The following is a 239-nucleotide window of genomic DNA, read 5'->3' as shown; positions in this document are numbered from 1 at the left end:
CCTACGACGCTGCAACGCAGACACGTGCCGCAGGCACCCAATCGGTCGCGATTGGTGCGGGCGCCCAGACGAATGGTGACAATCAGATCGCCATCGGATCCGGAAGCGTCGGCGTAGCGAACAATACCAGCAAGCCGGTGTTTGGCGGAACGGCTGCACCGGTCGGAGGTGCTGTCTCGTTCGGCTCGCTCGGCAATGAACGCCAGCTGAAGAATGTCGCGGCTGGCGTTGACGCGACG

Annotated in this window: 1 protein-coding gene; it reads left to right on the top strand. The window is 63.6% G+C overall.

All coding sequences use genetic code 11. From position 1 onward, the window contains the following. The coding region (locus tag SB752_RS33215; protein WP_410719632.1) for a hypothetical protein at positions 1-239 on the top strand (239 nt) is incomplete at both ends.

It is taken from the genome of Brevibacillus sp. SIMBA_040 (assembly GCF_046535075.1).
In the GTDB taxonomy this organism is placed as follows: Bacteria; Bacillota; Bacilli; order Brevibacillales; family Brevibacillaceae; genus Brevibacillus.
Note: the sequence above shows the minus strand (reverse complement) of the source record. Positions and strands in the feature narration are given on the sequence as shown.